The sequence below is a fragment of the Bowmanella denitrificans genome (genome assembly GCF_002887595.1).
Taxonomy (GTDB): domain Bacteria; phylum Pseudomonadota; class Gammaproteobacteria; order Enterobacterales; family Alteromonadaceae; genus Bowmanella; species Bowmanella denitrificans.
Map to the genome: position 1 here is coordinate 518,989 of NZ_PEBU01000001.1, position 18,761 is coordinate 537,749.

Here is an 18,761-nt window from a genome sequence, read left to right on the forward strand (position 1 = left end):
ACCACTGCCTAAGCAGTGCCTCTCAACCTCGTTAACCTCTCCATGGCAGTCTAACAGCAGAAAGATTTTTTAAGAATCAATATGTTCGAACACGAATTGAGTAGTTGCGCTAGATCGTCTCATCACCCCATAAATTCCATCATTCCCTGATCTGCACAGAACCAATGTAAAGCTTGTGTAAAGGCATGGCAGGCTGGCTTTGACAATTCTGCACGCGCGGGTAGCATCCAACTCATAGCACTTGACGGTTAAGCGATATGAATAAATCCCTGCTGCTGATCGATGACGATACCGAGTTAACGGCGCTGCTGTGTGACTACCTGTCTCCCCAGGGCTATCAACTGACCCTGGCCCACGACGGCAGGCAGGGGCTGGCCATGGCCACCAGTGGCCAGCACTTTGATGTGATTCTGCTGGATGTGATGTTGCCGCAACTGGATGGCTTTGAAGTACTGAAGAAACTGCGCCAGACGCATCTGACCCCGGTATTAATGCTGACCGCCAAGGGCGATGATTTTGACCGTATTTTCGGTCTGGAGCTGGGTGCCGACGACTATCTGCCTAAGCCTTTTAACCCCAGAGAACTATCGGCCCGTATCAAGGCCATCGTACGGCGTATGGAATTATTGCCCGCCACCAGCCAGCAGCAGGTGTTGCAAATCGACCGGTTAAAGCTGGACCCGTCCACCCAAAAGGCCAGTCTGGCCGATACCGAGCTGGAGTTAACCGGTACCGAATTTGCCATGTTGCATTTACTGATGAGCAATCTGGGTAAACTGGTGACTAAGCAGGATTTCAGCGAGAAGGTGCTGGGGCGCAAGCTCAGTGCCTTTGACCGCAGCATCGATATGCATGTAAGTAATTTACGCCGCAAGCTTGCGATGGTGGCGGAAGAAGACCGAATCCGAACCATCCGTGGCGCGGGTTATATGCTGGTGGAAATACCATGACAACATGGTGGCTGAAACTGAATCCGCTGAATAGCCTGTTTGGCCGCATCTTTCTGTGGTTCTGGCTATCTGCATTGATCATGATAGTGGCCACAGGCTGGACATCGCGGCAGCTTGCCGAACAGGCTAGATATTCACCGGCCAATGCCGAGCAGGTGGAAAAGCTGCAGCAAATCGGCCGCCGTGTGCTGGACGTGGCGCAACGACGCGATGCCGACCAGCAGGATCTGAACCGCTTGCTGCGGGGTATGGGCATGCGCCACCGGATGGGTCTGCTGCTGCTCAATCCTGCAGACGACAGTTTTATCGCTGGCTTTCCCGGTGAAGACAGATTCGACATCCAGCCGTTTTTATCCCTGAAACAACAAACCGGCATGATCCAGATTGAAGGTCTGTTCTGGCAGTTTACCGGCCCGCTACCTATCATGCTGGCCGACCAGCAGTATTTATTGTTTGCCGGCCGTCATCGTCCACCGGGTTTGTTCAGTCAGATCAAAGAGCATCCCTATCTGCTGGCAGCGCTGGTGTTAGGACTGAGCGGCACCCTTTGTTTGCTGCTGGCCTGGTCGATTATCCGTCCCATTGGCCAGTTAAAGGCCGCCACTCAGGCCATGGCAGATGGTAACTTGCAAAGTCGTGCCAGCAGAGTGGCTCATCGCCATGACGAAGTGGGCCAGCTAGGCCGCGAGTTTAATCATATGGCCGATAAGCTTGAAGCTCTGGTGGACAGCCAGAAACGCATACTGGCAGATATTTCCCATGAATTACGCTCTCCCCTGGCCAGACTGCAGGTGGCGATTGGCATCGCCCAGCAACGCGAGCAGCAGACCATTCCGGAATTGGCCCGAATCGAACAGGAAGCCAACCGCATCGATACCATGCTGGAACATGTGCTGACCCTGGCCAAACTGGATGCTGGCCAGCAGAAACTGGTTCTGGAAACCGTTACCCTTGATGAGTTGTTGCAACCACTCTGTCAGGATATTCAATTTGAAGCCAACGCAGGTAAAGTTGAATTTACCTGTAGCTATCCAGACTCGGTCAAGCTGCAAGTCGACACCCGGCTTATCAGCAGCGCCCTGGAGAATGTACTACGTAATGCCTTGCGCTATGCCAGTAGCCGTGTGGTCTTAGATGCGGAGCAACAAGGTAAGCTGATTTGCATCCGTATTTGCGATGACGGTCCGGGATTGCCAGAACAAGAGCTTAAGGCGGTGTTTAAACCTTTTTATCGGGTTTCCAGCGCCAGAACCCGGCAAAGCGGCGGTACCGGCCTGGGATTAGCCATTGCCGCTGGCGCCCTGGCCTCCCATGGTGGCAGAATATGGGCAGAAAACCTGCCCAGTGGTGGTCTGCAGGTTAACCTGGAGCTGCATACCCTTGCACCATAAAGTCCTGACAATCTGCTACGGCTTTCTGCTATCTTTAGGCTTTTGCTCATCCTTGCCGGCCATGGATTACTATTTTTCCGAAGAAAGTCAGTTGGAATCCAGCTACCCCATGCAAATTCAAGGGTTCTGGCATAATCAGGTCACAATCGGTGAATTCCAGGGCATCGACAATGTGCCCATTAGCTACGCCTACAGCCTGCACCCGGAAGCAGTCGGCAGCATTGTAATAAGCAGTGGCCGCATTGAGGGGTTTCTTAAATACAAGGAAGTGATCTTCGATCTGTATCAGAACCACTATTCTGTCTTTATTCTTGATCATCGCGGCCAGGGTTTGTCCGGGCGCATGAGTGATAATCCACACCATGGCTATGTGCAGGACTATGTGGATTATGTGCAGGATATAAAAACCTTTTATGACCAGGTAGTCACGCCAAACACCCGGCATAAACCTGTGTTATTGGGCCACTCCATGGGCGGTGCAATTGGTGCGCTGTACCTGCACCAACATCCTCAGGACTTTGTCAAAGCGGCTTTTACCTCACCGATGTTTGGTATAAAAACGCCACTGCCAATGTGGCTGGCCAAAGCGCTGATAAGTAGCGGTCAGACCCTGAATCACTGGTTTGCCTCCAGACCCTGGTATTTTGTTGGCCAGGGCGATTATCTGGCCGTGCCTTTTGCCCTGAATGTACTGACTCACAGCAAAGCGCGCTATCAGATTTTCAGACAGGAATATGAACAAGAACCCAGATTACAATTAGGTGGCGTGACCTTTAACTGGTTGGCTGCATCTGTGCAGGCCATGGACAGAATTGCGGAGCTGGCAGCGCAGATTCAGACGCCAGTACTGGTATTACAGGCTGGCGCGGATATGGTGGTGGAAAACAGCGCGCAGGACCATGTGTGCGCCATGATGCCCAACTGTCGGCTAGTGCAAATAGACAAAGCCAAGCATGAACTGCTGATGGAAGCCGACCAGTATCGACAGCCTGCTATGCAGCAGATCCTGGACTTTCTGCAGTAACAGACACCGGATCCTGGTGTATCAACACCTCGGCTTCCGGTATGGCGTCTTTCACTTTGTTTTCCACCCAAACGGTAATATCGTGGGCCTCCAGCAGGCGCAGGTTGTCGTCCAGTTCAAGGTGAAACTGAATAAAAATAGTGCGGCCGGCCTGGCGGGTGCGGATATCATGTACCCCGTGTACTTTGGGATGGCTGGTGGCCAGGGCCATAATCTGCTCACTAAAGCTTTCTGGCAGCTCTTTATCCATCAGGGCGTTGGCTGACTCCTGCACTATGCCTTTTGCTCCCCACATCAGATACAGGGCAATGCCGATAGCAAACCAGGCATCCATGGACAAATAGCCCTGAGTGCTTAGCCACAAGGCCAGCAATACCGCCAGGTTCATCAGCAAATCCGACTGGTAATGCAATGAATCGGCCCGAATTGCCACAGACCTGGTGCGACGAATGGCCATACGCTGCACCCCCACCAGGGCCAGTGTCATGACTACGGTAAACAGGGTGGCATACACAGCCAGCATGGGCTGCTGCAATGGCATAGGATTTTTTAAGCGGTCAACGCTGTGTAACACCAGTAGCAGGGCTGAGCCGAAAATAAAGGCGGCCTGAGCTAACCCCGCCAGGGACTCGGCCTTACCGTGACCAAAGCGATGATCATCATCTGCCGGCATCAGCGCATAACGGATCACAAAGAAATTGATCACTGACGCGGCCACATCAAAGAAAGAATCGGTCAGGGATGCCAGCATGGCGGCTGAATCGGTTCTGTACCAGGCCCAGATTTTTACCAGGATCATGCAAAAGGCGGCAAAAAGGGCAAAAGAGCTGGCCAGGCGTACCCAATAACTATAACTGTCCGTATTGGCTTTTTTGCTGAATATCACCCTTCACCTGCCTTCATTCCTGCTGTGCTGAGCAGTATACCCCGACGTGCCAGCGATGCACAGGCCGGGCACAGGCGCACAGAAAATGCTATTCTTGGCCACCTTTTGTCTGCAGCTCGTGCCTATGCTGGATATTCTGCTTTACGAACCTGAAATCCCCCCCAATACCGGCAACATTATCCGCTTGTGTGCCAATACCGGATTTCGCTTGCACCTTATCGGCCCACTGGGGTTTGCCTGGGACGATAAACGCCTGCGACGGGCTGGCCTGGATTATCATGAATTTGCTGCGGTTGGGCGCCATGACAGTCTGGAAGACTGTCTGGCGACGGTAAAGCCCGCTAGGCTGTTCGCCTGCACAACCAAAGGCAAAGCTAACTATACAGAAGCAGGATTTCGCCCGGGCGATGCCCTGCTGTTTGGACCAGAGAGTCGCGGACTGCCTATGTCCGTGATTGAATCACTGCCCGAGGCGCAGCGATTGCGAATACCTATGCGTGCCCAAAGCCGCAGTATGAACCTGTCCAACGCGGTGGCAGTAATGGTGTTTGAAGCCTGGCGGCAGTTGGGCTTCGAAGGGGCGGTATAGTTGGCGGTTGGCAGTTGGCAGTTGGCAGTTGGCAGTTGGCAGTTGGCAGTTGGCAGTTGGCAGTTGGCAGTTGGCAGTTGGCAGTTGGCAGTTGGCAGTTGGCAGTTGGCAGTTGGCAGTTGGCAGTTGGCAGTTGGCAGTTGGCAGTTTAGTCTGACTCGCCCTCGCGCGCTGTCAACGGATTTCTGCCATCTGACCACTTAATTCAGCTAACTGCCGACTGATTACTGACCACTTAATTCCGCTCTAGCGGATTAGCCAGGAACGCAACCAGCACAAACCACCTGCCACGCCGACAGCAGCGGCATAAGCGAGGCTGATGGGATACAAGGGCAATAACACCGCCACCACCACCAAAGTTGCCCCCAGGGTCTGATAACGACGGCTGCGGTGCTGCAGATGCTGTTGCTGTTGTAACGCCTCCAGCCACTGTTGTTGTTGCTGCGGTAATTGTTTCACCTGCTTAAGGGCATCGAACAACAAATCCGGTACTTCGGGCATTTTTTCCGACCAGTAAGGCAGATTGGCCTTCACTTTGCCAAGCATGGCTTTCAAGCCAATCTGCTCTTTCATCCAGTTCTCCAGAAACGGCTTGGCGGTTTTCCACAAATCCAGTTGTGGATACAGCTGGCGACCCAGGCCTTCGATATACAGCAAGGTTTTTTGTAACAGCACCAACTGCGGTTGTACCTGCATGTTAAAGCGCCGCGCGGTATTAAACAGCTGCAACAACACGATACCGAAACTGATCTCCGCCAATGGCTTCTGGAAGATAGGTTCGCATACGGTGCGAACCGCCACTTCAAACTCATCAATATTGGTGTCAGCCGGTACCCAGCCTGAATCCACATGCAACTCGGCTACTTTGCGGTAGTCGCGATTGAAGAAGGCCACAAAATTCTCGGCCAGGTAGCGTTTATCTTCGCGGTTCAGGGTACCGACTATGCCAAAGTCGATACCGATATATTTGGGATCATGGGGATTTTCGGTACTGACAAAAATATTGCCAGGGTGCATGTCGGCATGGAAGAAACTGTCCCGGAACACCTGGGTAAAAAACACCTCTACTCCCCGTTCCGCCAATTTCTGCATATTGGTGCCCTGGGCCATCAGTGCATCTACATCTGCCACTGGTATACCCTGAATACGCTCCATCACCATCACATTTTTACGACAGTAGTCACTATAAATATGTGGAATGTATAAAGAGTCAGAATCTTCGAAGTTACGCCTTAATTGAATCCCGTTGGATGCCTCCAGCAGCAGGTCAAGTTCATCCAGAATAGTGCGTTCATATTCCCTGACCACTTCCACCGGGCGCAGCCGCTTGCCGTCGGGTAGCCACTTCTGCACCGCCAGGGCCAGGGTGTGCATCAGCTCAATATCGGCCTGAATGGTATCTTCGATATCCGGACGGATCACCTTGACCACTACCCTTTCACCATTAGGTTTGAGCAGGGCGGTATGCACCTGAGCGATGGACGCCGACGCCAGCGGCTTGGCATCAAATTGGTCGAACAATTCATCCAGACTGTTCAGCCCCAAAGCCTTGCGGATGGTATGCTGGGCCTGTTCGCTATCGAAGGGCGGCACCTTGTCCTGTAACAAGGTCAACTCGTCGGCGATATCCGGCGGCAGTAAATCGCGGCGGGTCGACAGCATCTGACCAAACTTAATAAACACCGGCCCTAAGGATTGCAAGGCCAGGCGAATACGTTCGCCGCGGTTTCTATCCGGGTACTTGTTACTCAACCAGAAGGCGCTGCTTCTGGCCACACGGGCGTACCAAGGCAGCCACTTAGCCGGAATCAGTTCATCCAGGCCGTGTTGCAATAAAGTTTTCTGAATAGTGTAAAGACGGGTCAAACGCACTATCGGCTGGCCTTTAATTGTTCCAACTGACTGAGCCTGGCTTCGAATCGGGCGGTATCGGCACGCAGTTTGTTAACATCACGACTGAAATCTTCCACCGCCAACGGGTGCGCAGCCAGTTGTTTCTCATGCAATGCACCGTCTTTAATGATTTGCCCTAATTGCTGCAAATGGCCTTTGGCTCGTTGATGCAGACTTTTGGCCAGTTGTACCGACTGATGCGCAAAGACGTCACCGGTATAACGTGATAACTGCTCTTCCCAGTCAATATCCAGTTCTTTGAGCAGGGCGGCGAAGCTTTGTGCCGTATGCATATCACCATTGAGGCTGAGTTTTTTATCCTGAATCAAGGCACTGATGTTGGCCGGGTCCTGCATTTCCTGCAGATGGGTTAATGACAGCTCCATGGCACAATCCACCGGCTGCTCGTCGTCCATCAGCAAGTCAATTTGCGAAGAAAACACAAAGGTCAGTGGCCAGGGCAGTTCTTTGAGTTTAACGCGCATACGCTTACCACACAGCGGCGCTAAACGCTGCTGACTGGCGTTATCCAGCGACAGCACCTTGTTCAGGGCCAGCTCCAGGGCACCGGCCAGTAATTGCGGCGCTGGCATCAGAATTTAAATCCGCGGTGCAGGGCAACAATGCCACCGGTCAGGTTATGGTATGTCACCTGCTCAAAGCCCACTGTCTCCATCATGCCTTTCAGGGTGTCCTGATCCGGGTGCATGCGGATAGACTCTGCCAGATACTGATAACTTTCGGCATCACCCACCACCAGTTGCCCCACTTTTGGTAACACGTGGAAGGAGTAGAGATCATAGGCTTTACTGAGTGCTTCAATCTCTGGCTTGGAAAATTCCAGCACCAGCAAACGACCGCCCGGCTTTAATACGCGGAACATAGACGCCAGGGCTTTATCTTTGTCGGTCACATTGCGCAGGCCAAAAGCAATGGTAATCAGGTCAAAATGATTGTCGGGAAAGGGCAGGCATTCTGCATTGGCCTGCACATACTCTACATTGCCGACAATGCCTTTATCCCGCAGCTTGTCGCGGCCCACTTTAAGCATTGAGTCGTTAATATCGGCCAACACCACCTGGCCTTTTTCCCCCACCAGACGGGAAAACTTCGCCGCCAGGTCGCCGGTACCACCGGCCAAATCCAGCACCCTGTGACCAGCGCGAACGCCACTGCAATCAATAGTGAAGCGCTTCCAGATACGGTGAATACCCATGGACAGCAGGTCATTCATCAGATCGTATTTGGCCGCCACCGAATGGAACACACCCGCCACCATAGAGGCCTTACTGTCCTTGTCTACCGTCTTATAACCGAAGTGGGTTTGATTGGATTCGGGTTGCTGATTCATGCGCTGTCCTGTGGGCTGGGCAAATTGCCGCGCCAGTGTACTCGAATGGGCCAAGAATACCAGAATCCCCCGCCCCAGGCATGGCATTTAGCGACGTTATTGCTGGGTAATGTTGTCGCCAACGCTAAAGGCAATAATGCGGCTGAGTTCCTGCAATGAACGACCACTTTGTGCCGCCAGTTGGTTAAAGTACTGTTGAATGGCTTGCAAGTTACGTTTACTGGTGAGACCACCTTCAATAATCTTGTGGGCGCGCAGATAGCTTTCCACGTCCTGGCTCAGCAGGAAGGTGTCTTTCCCCACAAAGCGCAGGGCATAAGGGCCGGTATTGCCACCCAAACGGGCACCATGCTTTTTTAGGTATTCCCATAAACCGATAATGTTATTGCCCGGCCAGCCGGCAATAAAATGACCGAAGCTGCCATGTTGCTTGCGCACGGTATCTATCATCAGGGCATTATCCCGGATGGTTTTCACTTTATTGAAGTTACGGATAATGTCGGGGTTGGCAGCTTTGCGTTCCAACATTTCATCTGGCATCAGCAGCACTTTGTCGATATCAAAACCGAAGAAGCATTCTTCAAAGGCTGGCCACTTCTGTTCCACCACCCGCCAGACAAAACCGGACTGAAAGATCTTTTTGCTGAACTCGGCTAAGAAGCGATCATCTCCGATTGCCTTAAGTTCGTCAGCAGACTTAGGTTTACCCAGCATAGCCTCAAGGGCTTGCTCACCGCCTTTGCGCTCGCAAGCACGCTGATAAAGCGCCTCGAAAGTTTCATATTCCATCAGGACTGCCTGTTGTGTTAGTTGATTGCCGCATTCTGGCTAAGCCACAAAGTAGAATAGCCAGCAAAGGACACGGCAATAAGTCTGCTACAGCATTTTTTAATTTGGCAGACAACATACATTGTCTGACGTCTGACTGCTTGAGACTTGTTAACCACCAATACCGCTATGGCGCAGCAAAGCATCCACCTGCGGCTCCCTGCCACGGAACGCCACAAACAGTTCCATCGGCTCCTTGCTGCCGCCCATTTCCAGAATATGGGTAAGGAAGTCTTCGCCGGTGCGCGGATTAAAAATACCTTCCTCTTCAAAACGCGAGAAGGCATCGGCCGACAATACTTCGGCCCACTTGTAGCTGTAGTAGCCTGCCGCATAGCCGCCGGCAAAGATATGCCCAAAACTATGCTGGAAGCGATTAAAACTTGGGGGGATCACCACCGACACCTGCTGGCGCACTTTATCCAGCACTTGCTGTACCTGACCGGATTGACCGGCCTGATAATCCTGATGCAAATGGAAGTCGAACAGACTGAATTCCAGTTGTCTGACCATCTGCATGGCGGACTGGAAGTTGCGGGCCGCCAGCATCTTATCCAGCAATGCCTTGGGCAGCGGCTCACCGGTCTGGTAATGGCCGGAAATAAAGCTCAGGGCTTGTTCTTCCCAGCACCAGTTTTCCAGAAACTGGCTGGGCAGTTCCACCGCATCCCAGGGCACACCATTAATACCGGCAACGCCGCTGGCTGCCACTTTGGTCAGCATATGATGAATACCATGGCCGAATTCGTGGAATAAGGTCACCACTTCATCATGGGTAAACAGAGCGGGTTTATCGCCGACCGGGCCGTTGAAGTTACAAGTCAGGTAGGCCACCGGATTTTGCACCTCGCCGCCATCCAGCAAACGTCTGTCCAGACAGACGTCCATCCAGGCACCACCGCGCTTGTGGGCGCGGGCATACAGATCCAGATAGAAGCTGCCACGCAGTTCATTATTCTTGTCGAAAATATCGAAGAAACGTACGTCTTTATGCCAGACATCTACGCCATCCCGCGGCTCGATACGCAAACCATACAAACGTTTAACCACCTCAAACAATCCGCTGACCACCTTGTGCTCGGGGAAGTAAGGGCGCAACTGTTCATCGGAAATCGCATACCTGTCCTCTTTGAGCTTTTCGCTGTAATAGGCCAGGTCCCAGGCTTGCAGATGATCGACCCCGTATGCGTCTTTAGCAAACTCACGTAATTCGGCCAAGTCAGCTTGAGCCTGAGGTTTGGAGCGTTTGGCCAGATCGTCTAAAAAGACAATCACCTGTTCAGTGGACTCCGCCATTTTGGTGGCCAGTGAACGCTGGGCATAAGTGTCAAAACCTAGTAGCTGCGCCAGTTCCTGACGTAGCGCCAGAGTTTCTTCCATAATCGCGCTATTGTCCCATTTACCCGCATTGGGGCCCTGATCCGAAGCGCGGGTACTGTAGGCCTTGTACATTTCTTCGCGTAACTCGCGATTGTCGGCATACATCATGACTGGCAAGTAGCTGGGAATATCCAGGGTAAATAACCAGCCCTGCAAGTCTTTTTGCCGGGCAGCCTGGGCTGCGGCTTCCAGAGCGGACTCGGGTAAACCGGCCAGTTCTTGCTGATCCTCAATATGTTTGGTCCAGCCCAGAGTGGCATCCATCAGGTTATTGCTGAACTTGCTGGATAAATCTGACAAGCGGCTTTGAATCTCGGCAAAGCGCTTTTTCTTATCATCCGCCAGGGCAATACCGGATAGTTCGAAATCCCGCAGGGCGTTATCTATTACTTTGCGCTGCGCTTCTGTCAGTTTGGGATACTCAGCGCCTTCACGAATGGCCTTGTAGGCCCGGTATAGGCCCTCATGCTGGCCTACCCAAGTACCGTAATCCGATAACAATGGCAGACAGGCATCATGAGCTTCGCGCAATGCATCATTACTGACCACAGAATTCATATGAGAAACCGGCGACCAGTAACGGTTGAGCCTGTCATCGGCCTCATCCAGCGGGGCGACCAGATTGTCCCAACTGAAATGGTCCTGCTTAACCAGACGTTCAATTTCGGCCTTGCAATGGGCAATGGCCTGTTCAACCTGTGGCTGAATGTCTTTTGGCTGGATGGCAGAAAACTGCGGAAGAAGGGCTGCGCTCATATGGTAAATCCTGTCTGCAAAGATACAGACAAGATTGGGCCCGGCGCACGGATCTCAAGTGCCGTGAGAAAAAAACAGGCGCCATCGACGCCTGCTTTGCAGCTTACCCCGCAGGGCTATTTGATTTCGATGCGCTTGCTATTGACCTGCTCACCTACCGGCTTTGGCAGCATCACGGTCAGCACGCCTTTTTCATAGCTGGCTTTGACATCACTGTTATCACTTAAACTAAAAGGCAACGGGATCACACGCCGGAAGGAACCGTAACTGCGCTCCATAAGGTGATAACCTTTGTCTTCCTTCTGTTCTTTTTTAAACTCTCTCTGGCCCTGAATCAGCAGTTGATCGCCGTGCAGTTCAAGTTGAATGTCTTCCCGGTTCATATCCGGAAGATCCACTTTGATTTCCAATCCTTCTTTGGTTTCTGCGACATCAACAGCCGGTCGCAACCACTTGGCCGCACCAGCCTCGGGCCAGTCTTTAAAAAAGTCGTCGAAGACATTGTCCAGGCGACTGCGTAAAGATGTTACGGCCTCTGGTTTGTGGTGGCCGAACAGACTAGGAAAAATACTCATGATGACCTCCTGTAATTTACCAATGCAGTTAGAAAATAGTGGCGCGTCTATCCTGCTTCAAGGCCGATTTGCACAAAATTTGTGCTGGATCAATTAATCACAGCAATACACAAATACAGGTTTGGCTCAGGCAAAAGTTGGCTTAACAAGAAGGTCAGGCGGGAGCATCGCACTCCAATTTCTGTGAATGCATTAAACGTCGATACAGGGTATCTGCTTTTTGGCTAAGCTCTCGGTGACTGCCATATTCCACCAGTTCGCCCCGATCTATAACCACCACCCGGTTTGCTTTAACTATTGTAGACAGACGATGAGCAATCATTATGGTGGTACGTCCCGCCATTAACCGGTCCAATGCATCCTGAACCAGCTTTTCGCTATCACCATCCAACGCACTGGTCGCTTCATCCAGGATCAGGATCCTTGGGTTACGCAACAGTGCTCGAGCAATGGCAATACGTTGTTTCTGCCCACCGGAAAGTTGCACCCCCCGGTCTCCCACCATGGTGTGGTAACCATCCGGGAAGTTGAGAATAAAGTCATGGGCATTGGCTTGCCTGGCTGCTGCTTCAACCTCCGCCTGACTGGGCCGACCACCAGGTACCGCAAACGCAATATTGTCGTACAAACTGCCCCAGAACAGGGAGGGCTCCTGTTCTACTATCGCCATTTGACTGCGCACATCTGCAAGATTTAGCGCAGCGAGTGGCTGCCCATCCAGCAAAATCCGGCCACTATTTGGTTGGTAAAATCCCAGCAACAAATTTGCCAAGGTGGACTTGCCCGCACCGGAAGGCCCAACCAGGGCAATTTTCTCGCCGGGTTGAATAGTCAGATTAAAATTACTTAACGCCAGGTTTTGCGGGCGTTGTGGGTAACTGAAACTCAGGTGTTCAATAACGATATGCCCCTGTAAACACAACGGGGTCTGGCTAACTTTAGCGGGCACAGAACTGTCATCAATAATGCTGAAAATTCTGTCGGTTGCCCCCAGCGTTCGCATCCAATCGCTCCAGAAACCACTTACCGCTTCTGCAGAAGAAGCGACCATGGCGGCATAAATAACAAAGCTGGTAAGTTCTCCCACCGTCAACATTCCCTGGCTAATAAGGCTGCCGCCAAGCCACAATGTAAACAGCAGTGCCATAAACATCAGAAAAGATGCCAGACCATTAAACATTGCAAGGAAACCTGTGCATGACAACGAGCTGTGCAAGGCCTTGTCTGTTGCCTGCTGATAATGCTGCTGTGCCAGCGACCATTGGTTAAACGCATGTACCAGCCTGGCATTAGCAAAATTTTCATGAGCCACTCTGCCACATTCAGCCTGACAGTCTTGTATGGCCTGAGATCGAAGGCGAATGCGCTGGCCCAGCCACCGCCCCAGAAACATACTGGTTGGAATAAAAAACAATAATCCCAAACATAGCATCGGTGAAATGCTCAGCAGCATAATCAAGCCACCAATACAGATGCATAGGGAGCGCAGTGAAATGGCCAGTCCCATGGTCAGGGTGTCATGCAAAACTTCCGTATCAGCATTCAATCTGTTGGTCATCTCACCGACATTATGCTGATCAAAAAAGGCGATAGGCTGGCAGAGCAGAGACTGGTGCAGCAAAGTTCGCACTTTAGCCACAACGAGTAAGCCGGCAGACTCAAACAAATAGTATCGTAACGCAGCGGCACCCGCCTGTAAGGTCAACAACACAAGCATCACAACTGCATAGTCTGACAGCCAGCCGCTCGCCATTGCCGCATCAATGTTGTCAATAAAGTGCGATAACGCTTTGGGATAATAAAGCTGGATGGCAATGGTAGTCAGCATTGCAACCAAGCCAAGAGCCAGTCTGGACGCCAGGCCTTTTAACAAAAACAGGCGTTTTAAGTGCGAGTTGCTCAAGACGCGACCTCCATTTCACTGCTAACCTCATCCATTTGCTGCATAAAGGACTGCCAGTCTTCATCGCCAATGGTACCCGCCGCCTGCAGATATCCGGCATGATCAATAAACAGATAAAAGGGACTGGACCAGGAGGGATTCAAAGATTGATAAGCTTTCTTGTCCAGTTTTAACAGGTGATCAATCAACGGACTGTCAGTTAAAAAACGCCGCAAACGCTTGTCCGGCTCGGTGCTGAGCAGCCAGAGCCTGACACCGGCCTGTTCGGCCAATGGTGGCAAAGTTGACAGCTGTGGTAACTTCTCTCTGCATTTGTCACAACGACTGGATAAAAAAAGTAAAACCCTGGCCTGCTGATCTGCCTCAAGCTCTACTTTGCAACCACTCAGCCATTGCCTGGCTTTTGGCAGCACCAGCCGCTCTCCTGGTGGCACTTGCGTCAACGCAACAGGAGGCGGAGGATTATGGATACGATAATACAAATAGAATGTCAGTTTCAGATTGAGTGCTAATCCCAATGCCAACAGCAACAGGCAAAGATAAAGTAACGATTGCTCCATTAATGTTTGACTCCTGTCGTATCCCTTAATATTTCCATTAACTCATGAAAATGCATTAACAACGGGTTCAATGCCAATGCCAGGGCTGCCAGAAGAAGGAGTTCGGAAAGTAGCAAAGACGGTGGAACAGGATTGAGTAAGTAAGTGACTGTCAGGCCAATCAGCAACAGATTTCTTAGCAAATCGAAGGCAGAAACGGGTCTTTGTGACGAACCAAAACAATGACAACGGATCAGGTCTCCCTGCAGGTATGGCCAGGCTAGTCTTAGGGTAAAAAATGTGAGCATCAGCGATGCACACAGCATACTCCAGTACCCCAACCAATTGCTGAGCATCGTTATCGCCACCGCCCCCTCAATTAACGCCAGCGCGGGTCCCAACCAGTTGGCCAACGGCACAGGTACAGCAAAGGTTTCGTGCAGATTGCCACGAAAGGCTGACATATCCCGGCTTTTACTCCAGGCGGCCTGTAAAAACAGCAATCCAATCATGCAGCGGATCAGCTCACTAATATATACAGCGTCAATCATGACAGTCCACCAAGCTGTGCCAACATCCTGCTAACATGGCATGGTTGCGCTGACGAACCAGTACACTTTTATTGCTGGCCAATAGGGCATCACACCATGGCTCATCCGCAGAATTGCGTTGCGCGCCTCCTACGGTTGCCTGTAATTGACGAGAAACCTGCCAGGCTAAGGCTTGTACATCTTGATGGGTTACACAGTTCAGCCCCATTCTCTGCATTTCCTGACCACTCAGGGCATAGCCATGTGAATGATAGCCACTGACCAATTCTTCAATCAGTTGAGCCCGTGTTGCATCCTCTAAATGGGGTAATTGATAGGCAAGCAATTCCATGGCTATTTGTTTGATTTCAAGGGTCGTACGATAGAAAGCAGTAAGACTGGGCGGGAAAATGCTCTGACAAAGCAGTTGCAAGGATTCTTGCCTGGCCTGTTCGGCTTCAACACCAAACCACTCCTGACACATTGCGCCAAACAAACGAACGTCTTCACTGGACATGGCAACTTCTTGTTCCGTTTCTGTGCCACCATGCAAGTGAGGGTCAATAGGGGAAAACATGGCTAACGGACCAGCAAGAATTTCATCGCCAACAAGGCATAGCAAAGTCGCGGCAGATTGACACACATAAGGCACGATAAAACCCAGCTTATCGCAGTGCTGACGCAACAATAAGGCAATACGCCTGGTTGCATTCACTTCGCCCCCCCGGGCGTGAACTAATACGTCCAAACGCTCGCATGGGCCCATGCTTTGCAGTTGGTCGTACAACTGGGGTAACAACTCCATTTCCAGATGGGAGGCAGCCAGCACCAGGACTTTGCTGTTTCGCTGTTCTTCAACCGCACGAACTAACGAGAAAAACGACGTCGTTTCTAACTGCGACATTTTACTTCCTGTATCAGAGTGTCAGCCAGGCAATCCAGCATGGTAAATTCAGGGATTAACTGTTCTACATAGAGAAACTGGCCGTTGGGGTTGTTCTCAAGAAAAACATATTCCCCCTGCTGAGTTACAACGATATCCAGCGCACTAAAGTTCAGGCCATAGCTTTTTACCAGAGCCAGGCAACGTTTCTCAACATCCGCAGGCAACTGGGTGGCTTCATATAAGATTTCTGCCGACATATCCCGGCTGTCTACCTTCGTTCTTTCATCATCCTGTGAATGGATTTTCGCGGCAAAGACATGTTGGCCAATAATGGTGACTCGGAGCTCATACTCTTTATCAATGTAACGCTGAAAATGGCAAGGCACTTCGCGCACCGCATCCAAACAATCGAGCATTTCTTCACTCACCAACGTAGTGGCAAGCCCGCCTGGCGTGTGCACGTCGCTGTCATTGACCTGATCTGCGCCGAGATCTGGCGAGGATAGGGTTTTGAATATCATTGGGCTGTGGAGCTGGTCAGCAAAGCTTTTCACGTCATCCGGGTAATTTGTCACTAGCGAGTCAGGAATACAGAAACCAAGGGCTTGGGCACGATTAAGTTGCTCGGTTTTCCACATTGCCCCACGTAAACTCAGGGGATGACTTATCCAGTAACAGTCCAGGCAATAAAGCCAGCCAAACATGGCTTGATCGGTTTCCAGCTTGGCAAAGGCACGTTCCTGAGCGCTCAAATCATCGCTGAAATAGCGGTAATCGGCTGGCTTACGCAGCCACACTGCTGCCACCTCCTCTAGTTTCAGGCTAGCTAATGAAGGCAGGTGGGTGAGTTCACCCCGGACTTGTCCACGACTGAACGTGTGTTGAATATGGTAATCGCAGGGGAAATGATCCAGATTCACCCTGAAAGGCTGATGACCTTTGCGCTGTAATTTGCTGTCCAACAGATCTGCATGCAAATCATGGCTGTTGGTAATAATCAGGATTTTTTTTTGCATAGAATAACTTAGAAAGTCCCGGTCCTAGACCGGGACAGGGTTGAAGGCCTACCTAGCAATAAATGCCCGCATCACGGGCACCAGTGTAGATATTGTCAGCACGAGTAAAGCGGCCTGAACAACCTGCAGTTGATACTTTGCTTCTGACTTGCCAGGACTGCTTGGCAGGCGCAGATTGTGAAGCAACTTTAAAGGCAAAAATTTTATTATCTGATTGTTTATTCATGTCTATCTCCTTGAAATAAAAATTTCCAGACACAATCGTCCGACAAGCCAAACAGGCCTTACACACCTGGGCGAAAATAGTCTGGAACAGTTGTTACCTTAGTCTTTGACAGATCTAAGGGGGGTTAGCACCACATACCGGCATCACGACGACCGGTCCAGGGGTGATCTGCACGATAGTCCGGTAACGAGCAACCAGCTACGGCAACGTTTTTACGGACTTTCCATTGATTGGTGGATTTGGTTTTTTCTGCCAGTTGAAAGGCAAAAGGCTTGGTAGGGGATTGTTGTTTCATCTTAATTCTCCTTGATGATATCTATTTCTTTGTGAGCAAAAATCGCTCAAATCCAACATATCACTCCCCCCCTATCAGTCAACATTTTGTTAACAATATCGCCACACATTTAATCAAACTAGTGAAAAAAAAGTTCGCTAACCTTTGACCAGCCTGGCATGGAAGAAACTGTATCAATTTGCAATCGTGGCTGTGCTTTCTATAGGGCCGTCGCAATTAGATTTACCAAGTAGAAAGACAAACATAGATAGCCGGGTCCCTTAATGTTCTGACATTGCCAATGAAGTTTGGCAGAATCACCGTATCAAGAGTAAGTGAGCACCCAAGATGCAAGAATTTGACTATATCTGTATAGGCGGTGGCAGCGGCGGTATCGCCTCGGCCAACCGCGCAGCCAGCCACGGTGCCAACGTTGCCCTGGTCGAAGCGAATAAAATTGGCGGTACTTGTGTGAATGTGGGTTGTGTACCCAAAAAGGCCATGTGGTTTGGTGCCCAGGTGGCCGAGGCCATTAAGCTCTACGCCCCGGATTATGGCTTTGACCTGACCCTGAACAATTTCAGTTGGAAAACCCTGGTGGACAGTCGCGAGGCTTATATTGAGCGTATCCACGGTTCATATGATCGGGTACTGGGCAACAACAACATCCAACGTATTCAGGGTTTTGCCCGTTTTGAGGATAGCAATACCATTGAGGTTAATGGCCAACACTATCGCGCCAAACATATTCTGATTGCCACTGGCGGCAGACCTAGCTGGCCGGATGTACCGGGTGCTGAGCATGGCATAGATTCGGATGGCTTCTTTGCCCTGCGCCAGCAGCCCAAACGAGCATTAGTGGTAGGTGCCGGTTACATCGCCGTTGAACTGGCCGGTGTATTACATAGCCTGGGCACCCAAACCCATCTGGCGGTACGTAAAGAAAAGCCACTACGCAGTTTTGATCCTATGCTCAGCGATACTCTGGTAGAACTGATGGCGCAGCATGGCCCTAAGTTACATACCCACAGTGATGTACAGCGGGTGGATAAGCGCGGCGATGGCGCATTGGATGTCACCTTTAAAAATGGTCAGAGTTTACTGGTGGACTGCCTGATTTGGGCAATTGGCCGCAAGCCTGCCACCGATAAGCTCAATCTGGACAAAGTCGGGGTAGCCACTGATGCCATTGGCTACATCCAAGTGGATAAATTCCAGAACACCAGCACCCCAGGTATTTATGCGCTTGGTGACAACACCGGGCAAGTTGAACTGACCCCTGTGGCGGTCAAGGCCGGTCGCCTGCTGTCAGAGCGGCTGTTTAATGGCCAGAGCCAGGCCCATATGGACTATAACCTGGTGCCGACTGTGGTATTCAGCCATCCCACCATCGGCACCATCGGTCTGACAGAACCCCAGGCGGCTGAGCAGTATGGACAAGACAACATCAAAGTCTACAACTCCAGTTTTGGCGCTATGTACACTGCCGTTACACGCCATCGGCAGATTACCCGGATGAAGCTGATTTGCGCGGGCCCAGAGGAAAAAGTGGTAGGTTTGCACGGTATAGGTTTAGGCATGGATGAAATTCTGCAGGGATTTGCCGTGGCCATAAAAATGGGCGCGACCAAAGCCGATTTTGATGCCTGCGTCGCCATTCACCCCACCAGTGCCGAAGAATACGTGACGATGCGCTAAAACAAATCAATTACCGGCGCTTTGAATACTTTACATAGGGCAGGCAGGGTAAACACCGATGTTTGC

Annotated in this window: 20 protein-coding genes; 6 read left to right on the forward strand and 14 right to left on the reverse strand. The window is 51.2% G+C overall.

Translation table 11 applies throughout. The features are described 5' to 3' along the window. Positions 1-257 precede the first annotated feature (257 nt). Genes CSR04_RS02400 through CSR04_RS02410 form a run of 3 tightly spaced genes read left to right on the forward strand, consistent with a single transcriptional unit; the run spans position 258 to position 3,365 of the window. The gene (locus tag CSR04_RS02400) at positions 258-950 is read left to right on the forward strand and encodes a response regulator (protein ID WP_102794624.1); all 693 of its coding nucleotides are present in this window, start codon (positions 258-260) and stop codon (positions 948-950) included. Further along, complete coding sequence (locus CSR04_RS02405) at positions 947-2,341, forward strand: ATP-binding protein (RefSeq protein ID WP_102794625.1); 1,395 nt, start codon at positions 947-949, stop codon at positions 2,339-2,341. The genes CSR04_RS02400 and CSR04_RS02405 overlap by 4 nt, the downstream gene beginning before the upstream one ends. Then, positions 2,331-3,365, forward strand: coding sequence for an alpha/beta fold hydrolase (locus tag CSR04_RS02410; protein WP_245921298.1), 1,035 nt, complete (start codon positions 2,331-2,333; stop codon positions 3,363-3,365). The genes CSR04_RS02405 and CSR04_RS02410 overlap by 11 nt, the downstream gene beginning before the upstream one ends. On the opposite strand, the gene CSR04_RS02415 is transcribed toward CSR04_RS02410, so the two are convergent. Beyond that, positions 3,334-4,251, reverse strand: a complete 918-nt coding sequence (locus CSR04_RS02415; protein ID WP_245921300.1) for a cation diffusion facilitator family transporter — start codon at positions 4,249-4,251, stop codon at positions 3,334-3,336. The genes CSR04_RS02410 and CSR04_RS02415 overlap by 32 nt on opposite strands. Before the next feature lie 124 nt (positions 4,252-4,375). On the opposite strand from CSR04_RS02415, the gene trmL reads away from it, so the two are divergent. Both trmL and CSR04_RS24850 read left to right on the forward strand, forming a co-directional pair. Then, positions 4,376-4,840 (forward strand): tRNA (uridine(34)/cytosine(34)/5-carboxymethylaminomethyluridine(34)-2'-O)-methyltransferase TrmL, encoded by a 465-nt coding sequence (gene trmL, locus CSR04_RS02420; RefSeq protein WP_102794863.1) that lies wholly within the window; start codon positions 4,376-4,378, stop codon positions 4,838-4,840. After that, positions 4,841-5,044 (forward strand): hypothetical protein, encoded by a 204-nt coding sequence (locus tag CSR04_RS24850; RefSeq protein ID WP_102794626.1) that lies wholly within the window; start codon positions 4,841-4,843, stop codon positions 5,042-5,044. 42 nt (positions 5,045-5,086) lie between these two features. Here CSR04_RS24850 and ubiB read toward each other — a convergent pair whose 3' ends face one another. The 13 genes from ubiB to CSR04_RS24860 form a co-directional block, all read right to left on the reverse strand. Beyond that, positions 5,087-6,712 (reverse strand): ubiquinone biosynthesis regulatory protein kinase UbiB, encoded by a 1,626-nt coding sequence (gene ubiB / locus CSR04_RS02430; protein ID WP_102794627.1) that lies wholly within the window; start codon positions 6,710-6,712, stop codon positions 5,087-5,089. Beyond that, on the reverse strand, positions 6,712-7,326 hold the full coding sequence (locus CSR04_RS02435) for a ubiquinone biosynthesis accessory factor UbiJ (protein ID WP_102794628.1): 615 nt from the start codon (positions 7,324-7,326) through the stop codon (positions 6,712-6,714). The genes ubiB and CSR04_RS02435 overlap by 1 nt, the downstream gene beginning before the upstream one ends. Beyond that, positions 7,326-8,084 carry a bifunctional demethylmenaquinone methyltransferase/2-methoxy-6-polyprenyl-1,4-benzoquinol methylase UbiE gene (gene ubiE / locus CSR04_RS02440; protein WP_102794864.1) on the reverse strand — a complete coding sequence of 253 codons (759 nt, stop codon included), beginning with the start codon at positions 8,082-8,084 and terminating at the stop codon, positions 7,326-7,328. The genes CSR04_RS02435 and ubiE overlap by 1 nt, the downstream gene beginning before the upstream one ends. Before the next feature lie 96 nt (positions 8,085-8,180). Next, complete coding sequence (locus tag CSR04_RS02445) at positions 8,181-8,873, reverse strand: DNA-3-methyladenine glycosylase I (RefSeq protein ID WP_102794629.1); 693 nt, start codon at positions 8,871-8,873, stop codon at positions 8,181-8,183. Positions 8,874-9,023: 150 nt separating this feature from the next. Further along, a complete protein-coding gene (prlC, locus tag CSR04_RS02450; protein ID WP_102794630.1) occupies positions 9,024-11,048 on the reverse strand; it encodes an oligopeptidase A in 2,025 nt (674 codons plus the stop codon). A 116-nt stretch (positions 11,049-11,164) separates the two neighbouring features. Further along, positions 11,165-11,623: an Hsp20/alpha crystallin family protein gene (locus CSR04_RS02455; RefSeq protein WP_102794631.1), complete on the reverse strand. Its 459-nt coding sequence runs from the start codon at positions 11,621-11,623 to the stop codon at positions 11,165-11,167. A gap of 154 nt (positions 11,624-11,777) precedes the next feature. Continuing rightward, a complete protein-coding gene (locus CSR04_RS02460; RefSeq protein ID WP_102794632.1) occupies positions 11,778-13,526 on the reverse strand; it encodes an ABC transporter ATP-binding protein in 1,749 nt (582 codons plus the stop codon). Further along, on the reverse strand, positions 13,523-14,086 hold the full coding sequence (locus tag CSR04_RS02465) for a thioredoxin domain-containing protein (RefSeq protein ID WP_102794633.1): 564 nt from the start codon (positions 14,084-14,086) through the stop codon (positions 13,523-13,525). The genes CSR04_RS02460 and CSR04_RS02465 overlap by 4 nt, the downstream gene beginning before the upstream one ends. Further along, positions 14,086-14,616: a MauE/DoxX family redox-associated membrane protein gene (locus tag CSR04_RS02470; RefSeq protein WP_102794634.1), complete on the reverse strand. Its 531-nt coding sequence runs from the start codon at positions 14,614-14,616 to the stop codon at positions 14,086-14,088. The genes CSR04_RS02465 and CSR04_RS02470 overlap by 1 nt, the downstream gene beginning before the upstream one ends. Beyond that, entirely contained in the window at positions 14,609-15,499 is an 891-nt protein-coding gene (locus CSR04_RS02475) for an SDH family Clp fold serine proteinase (protein ID WP_102794635.1), read from the reverse strand. Before CSR04_RS02475 ends, CSR04_RS02470 begins: the two co-directional genes overlap by 8 nt. Beyond that, on the reverse strand, positions 15,487-16,497 hold the full coding sequence (locus CSR04_RS02480; protein WP_102794636.1) for an MvdC/MvdD family ATP grasp protein: 1,011 nt from the start codon (positions 16,495-16,497) through the stop codon (positions 15,487-15,489). The genes CSR04_RS02475 and CSR04_RS02480 overlap by 13 nt, the downstream gene beginning before the upstream one ends. A 52-nt stretch (positions 16,498-16,549) precedes the next feature. After that, positions 16,550-16,723, reverse strand: a complete 174-nt coding sequence (locus CSR04_RS24855; protein WP_172449205.1) for a hypothetical protein — start codon at positions 16,721-16,723, stop codon at positions 16,550-16,552. 124 nt (positions 16,724-16,847) lie between these two features. Continuing rightward, positions 16,848-17,018 (reverse strand): hypothetical protein, encoded by a 171-nt coding sequence (locus tag CSR04_RS24860; RefSeq protein WP_172449206.1) that lies wholly within the window; start codon positions 17,016-17,018, stop codon positions 16,848-16,850. Positions 17,019-17,345: 327 nt separating this feature from the next. On the opposite strand from CSR04_RS24860, the gene gorA reads away from it, so the two are divergent. After that, a complete protein-coding gene (gene gorA / locus CSR04_RS02485; protein WP_102794637.1) occupies positions 17,346-18,695 on the forward strand; it encodes a glutathione-disulfide reductase in 1,350 nt (449 codons plus the stop codon). Positions 18,696-18,761: the final 66 nt, after the last annotated feature.

Coding starts and splice junctions, on each gene's coding strand:
- CSR04_RS02400 (WP_102794624.1), top strand. CDS start 258: ATGAATAAATCCCTGCTGCTGATCGATGACGATACCGAGTTAACGGCG.
- CSR04_RS02405 (WP_102794625.1), top strand. CDS start 947: ATGACAACATGGTGGCTGAAACTGAATCCGCTGAATAGCCTGTTTGGC.
- trmL (WP_102794863.1), top strand. CDS start 4,376: ATGCTGGATATTCTGCTTTACGAACCTGAAATCCCCCCCAATACCGGC.
- CSR04_RS02435 (WP_102794628.1), bottom strand. CDS start 7,326: ATGCCAGCGCCGCAATTACTGGCCGGTGCCCTGGAGCTGGCCCTGAAC.
- ubiE (WP_102794864.1), bottom strand. CDS start 8,084: ATGAATCAGCAACCCGAATCCAATCAAACCCACTTCGGTTATAAGACG.
- CSR04_RS02445 (WP_102794629.1), bottom strand. CDS start 8,873: ATGGAATATGAAACTTTCGAGGCGCTTTATCAGCGTGCTTGCGAGCGC.
- prlC (WP_102794630.1), bottom strand. CDS start 11,048: ATGAGCGCAGCCCTTCTTCCGCAGTTTTCTGCCATCCAGCCAAAAGAC.
- CSR04_RS02455 (WP_102794631.1), bottom strand. CDS start 11,623: ATGAGTATTTTTCCTAGTCTGTTCGGCCACCACAAACCAGAGGCCGTA.
- CSR04_RS02465 (WP_102794633.1), bottom strand. CDS start 14,086: ATGGAGCAATCGTTACTTTATCTTTGCCTGTTGCTGTTGGCATTGGGA.
- CSR04_RS02470 (WP_102794634.1), bottom strand. CDS start 14,616: ATGATTGACGCTGTATATATTAGTGAGCTGATCCGCTGCATGATTGGA.
- CSR04_RS02475 (WP_102794635.1), bottom strand. CDS start 15,499: ATGTCGCAGTTAGAAACGACGTCGTTTTTCTCGTTAGTTCGTGCGGTT.
- CSR04_RS02480 (WP_102794636.1), bottom strand. CDS start 16,497: ATGCAAAAAAAAATCCTGATTATTACCAACAGCCATGATTTGCATGCA.
- CSR04_RS24855 (WP_172449205.1), bottom strand. CDS start 16,723: ATGAATAAACAATCAGATAATAAAATTTTTGCCTTTAAAGTTGCTTCA.
- CSR04_RS24860 (WP_172449206.1), bottom strand. CDS start 17,018: ATGAAACAACAATCCCCTACCAAGCCTTTTGCCTTTCAACTGGCAGAA.
- gorA (WP_102794637.1), top strand. CDS start 17,346: ATGCAAGAATTTGACTATATCTGTATAGGCGGTGGCAGCGGCGGTATC.